The sequence below is a fragment of the Sulfitobacter sp. UBA4523 genome (genome assembly GCF_002388305.1).
GTDB lineage: Bacteria > Pseudomonadota > Alphaproteobacteria > Rhodobacterales > Rhodobacteraceae > Sulfitobacter > Sulfitobacter pontiacus.
Genome location: NZ_DGMH01000059.1, coordinates 1 through 3,269, shown reverse-complemented (window position 1 = coordinate 3,269; position 3,269 = coordinate 1). Strand labels below are relative to the sequence as shown.

Sequence of the window (3,269 nt, the reverse complement as noted above, 5' to 3'; positions counted from 1 at the left end):
GATCGAGAGCCCAAGCCAGCGCCAACCGTCGCCGCCCAACGGCAACACGCCAGCCCCATACGCCAGCACCGGTGGTGTCATCGCCAGCAGAAACGGTCCTGTGTAGCGGCAATGCACACGGCCACAGCGATGGGCATTGCGCAGACAGGCGATGCCCATCCAAGCCAGTGCGGCGACCCAGAACGCGGTTTTGGGGCCATCGGCAAGCGGAATCGCCAGAAGCATCGCGCCGATGGGGAGCCACCAAGCAAGCAGGCTGTCGCGCCGGGTGCTCAGCCAATCGTGGTTTGAGCGGTCTGCCATGTCTTCACCCCGCGCAGCAGGACAGGGCGGCCACGTCCTTCTCGAAGGTCTGTGCTGCCAGTTTCAGCCCTTCGACCGTGGTTAAATAGGGCATGATGGTATCGCCAAGTTCCTCGTAAGTCAGCCCGGCTTTCAGCGCCATGGCCGCGGTTTGGATGCTATCGGCACCTTCTGGCGCGAGGATCTGTGCGCCGAGCAGCCGTTTGCTCCCGGCTTCGGACAACAGCTTGATCAACCCGCGCGTATCGCGGGCCGCCAGCGCACGCGGCACAGCGTCAAGTGGCAGAATGGAGGTCACGACCTCAAGGCCAGCGGCGCGGGCCTGCGCTTCACTAAGCCCGACACCGGCCACTTGCGGATCAGAAAAGACGACCCAAGGCATGGTCGCGTTGTCGTAGGTGCGTGTCTCATCCGCCACAGCATTCCGGGCGGCGATCTTGGCTCCATAGGCGGCCATATAGACGAACTGATCGCGGCCAGTAACATCACCTGCCGCCCAGATGTTAGGGTTGGTGGTGCGCATGTGAGGGTTGGTCTCGATGCCTCCCCGCGCACCCACCGTGATCCCGGCAGCCGCGAGGTTCAGTCCGTCACTGTTTGGCACGCGGCCCGTTGCGAGCACGAGCCGTTCTGCTGTCAGCACTGTTCCATCCGAAAGGTTCAGTGCGATGGCGGCGCCTTGCTTTGAGATGCGATCATAGCCTTTTGCACGCACCAGTCGGATGCCCTCGTCCGCCAAATAGTCCTCCAGCGCCGCCGAAACCTCAGGCTCCGCTTCGGGCAGCACGCCACGACGGCTAACCAGCGTCACGTCGACTCCGGCGCGCGCGAAAAGCTGCGCAAGTTCCACGCCGATATAGCCCGCGCCGAGGACCAGCATGGAGGCTGGCAGAGCGGTCAACTCCAGCGCTGACGTGCTGTCGAGCGTGTCGACCTCCTCAATCCCGGGGATCGCAGGCACATGCGGGCGGGAGCCGGTGGCGAGGATGACTTTTCCCGCCACAAAGCGGCTGCCATCGACCGTCAACTTGCCGTCATCATCGAATGTCGCCCGGCCTTCGACGTAATCGACATTCTCATGTCGGGGCAGCACATCCGCGTATTTCGCTTGGCGCAACTCTTCGACCAGCGCCTGTTTCTGCGCAACTGTAGCCGCCCAATCAGTCACGCGGGCCTCTGCCTCAATCCCATCGAATCGACCCGCCGCGCGCGCGTGATGCAGGCTCTCGACCGCGCGGATCAGGGCTTTGGATGGCACGCAGCCCACGTTAACGCAGGTGCCGCCGATGGTGCCTGCGCCAATCAGGGCCACGCGCGCACCAGCTTCGCCCGCGGTGATGGCAGCGGAGAAACCAGCGGAGCCGGCGCCGATCACGGCGAGATCATAGGGGCCGTTTTGGGGTGAACTGCTATCTTTCATGAGGGGTTCTCCGAATTACGGCTCTTCCAGAGCGCGTAAACTGTGATGCCGATAAAGACGGCGAGCGCGGGCAGCAGCACGTAGTCGAGCCAGCCCAGCATGGCCGACAGTCCGACCGCACCGAATAGGATCACCAGAACAGGCGTGAAGCAGCAGAGGGCAGCGATAACCGTGCCGATAAGACCAACCTTGAGCAGACGGCTCTGGTTGTCGGGTGTCTTTGCTTCCTTCACGATCCGCTCTCCGTGGCCAATGACGCGCCATAGCCTACGCCGGTCACGGCAGCGACGATGGCCTCCGGGTCGGTGAGCGCGTTGTCATAGCGCAGGACATAAAGACCGTTTTCCGTATCGCCCTCGATGAACTCAAGGATTTCGACGCTTTCCACGCCCTTCATCGCGGTGGCGACGATGTAGCTGCACGAAGGGCAAGTGAGCCCCTCAACAGCGACGCGTGTGGTGGCCTCTGCGGCCATTGCTACGCTGGCTGAAAGGATGAGCGCAGCGGTGGAGATAAGAAGTTTCATGAAAGACCTCATGGTCAGAATGTCAAAAGGAAGGGCGAGAGTGCCGGAAAGGCCAAGGCGAGAAGCACGACAAGCAAAGCGCCCCAGAGCAGCCCGCGCATCAGCCCGCGATCAATCGGGCGCGCACAGGTGCCGTCCGCGCAGGCGTCAGTAGGGACTGGGCGATAAGCTTTCCAGAACCCATAGGCGAGCGCCGCTGCCGCGAAGCTCAAAGTCACCCACTTGTAGGCATAAAGGGCGGTAAGCTGACCAATGAAGACCCCGGTCACACCCAGACTGACCAGAACAAGCGGTAGGATGCAGCAGGAGGTCATGGCGAGCGCGCCAATCACGCCAGCGCCGGTGGCGAGCCAACCGGATCGGTCTTCGTGCTGGTCTGTGGTCGCGGGGGTGTGATCTGTCATCTCTTTGCTCATTGTTGCCCTGTGATGACTTGCAAGATAGGGTCTGTAGCAACTACAGGATCAAGGAGAAAACGCATGGTTGATGATCACGGTGTTGTGAGAGACCTTAAACGCTCTGACCTTGCACGCCTGACCGGCTGCAACCTTGAGACTATCCGCTATTATGAAGGCGTCGGTCTGATGCCCGACCCACCGCGCAGCCCCGCTGGACACCGCCGCTATGGGCCGACGCATGTCGAGCGGCTTGGCTTTATCATGCGGGCGCGTGAACTGGGCTTTACGATGGAGGAAATCCGAGGACTGCTCAGCATGGTAGATCGCGGCAGCCATACTTGTGCAGAAGTTGAGAAGCGCGGGCGGCATCATCTCGACGTCGTGCGGGCAAAGATAATGGATCTTCAGAACATCGAGGCCGTCTTGGCGGAAACGATTGCGAAGTGCAGCGGTTCGGACAGGCCAGAGTGTCCTCTCCTCACGGTGCTGTCAGATGGGACTGTGGGCGAAACAGATTGATCCGAACTGGACGGAACATGAAGGATTGTTGTGTTCAGCGTTTGAAGGTGCGTCAAACACGCGAAGATTGCCCTTTGGTTGTAAGCATCCGGCGTAGGCCGCG

At 61.4% G+C, this 3,269-nt stretch carries 6 protein-coding genes; 1 reads left to right on the top strand and 5 read right to left on the bottom strand.

Annotated elements, in window-relative coordinates; all coding sequences use genetic code 11:
• The 5 genes from B3849_RS14365 to B3849_RS14345 form a co-directional block, all read right to left on the bottom strand.
• Window positions 1-303, bottom strand: a 303-nt coding sequence (locus B3849_RS14365) for a hypothetical protein (protein WP_286780358.1), incomplete at its 3' end; no start/stop codon positions are given.
• Window positions 304-307: 4 nt separating this feature from the next.
• A complete protein-coding gene (gene merA / locus B3849_RS14360; RefSeq protein ID WP_286780357.1) occupies window positions 308-1,723 on the bottom strand; it encodes a mercury(II) reductase in 1,416 nt (471 codons plus the stop codon).
• Complete coding sequence (gene merF / locus B3849_RS14355; protein ID WP_286780356.1) at window positions 1,720-1,956, bottom strand: mercury resistance system transport protein MerF; 237 nt, start codon at window positions 1,954-1,956, stop codon at window positions 1,720-1,722. Before merF ends, merA begins: the two co-directional genes overlap by 4 nt.
• Window positions 1,953-2,249, bottom strand: coding sequence for a heavy-metal-associated domain-containing protein (locus B3849_RS14350; protein ID WP_286780355.1), 297 nt, complete (start codon window positions 2,247-2,249; stop codon window positions 1,953-1,955). Before B3849_RS14350 ends, merF begins: the two co-directional genes overlap by 4 nt.
• Window positions 2,250-2,263: 14 nt before the next feature.
• Complete coding sequence (locus B3849_RS14345) at window positions 2,264-2,653, bottom strand: mercuric transporter MerT family protein (protein WP_039911262.1); 390 nt, start codon at window positions 2,651-2,653, stop codon at window positions 2,264-2,266.
• A gap of 75 nt (window positions 2,654-2,728) precedes the next feature.
• Between B3849_RS14345 and B3849_RS14340 the strand changes: the two genes are divergently transcribed.
• Window positions 2,729-3,166 carry a MerR family transcriptional regulator gene (locus B3849_RS14340; protein WP_286780354.1) on the top strand — a complete coding sequence of 146 codons (438 nt, stop codon included), beginning with the start codon at window positions 2,729-2,731 and terminating at the stop codon, window positions 3,164-3,166.
• The last annotated feature ends 103 nt before the right edge of the window (window positions 3,167-3,269 follow it).

Excerpts from the sequence above, each read along its gene's own strand:
- merA (WP_286780357.1), bottom strand. The coding sequence starts at position 1,723 with ATGAAAGATAGCAGTTCACCCCAAAACGGCCCCTATGATCTCGCCGTG.
- B3849_RS14345 (WP_039911262.1), bottom strand. The coding sequence starts at position 2,653 with ATGACAGATCACACCCCCGCGACCACAGACCAGCACGAAGACCGATCC.
- B3849_RS14340 (WP_286780354.1), top strand. The coding sequence starts at position 2,729 with ATGGTTGATGATCACGGTGTTGTGAGAGACCTTAAACGCTCTGACCTT.
- B3849_RS14350 (WP_286780355.1), bottom strand. The coding sequence starts at position 2,249 with ATGAAACTTCTTATCTCCACCGCTGCGCTCATCCTTTCAGCCAGCGTA.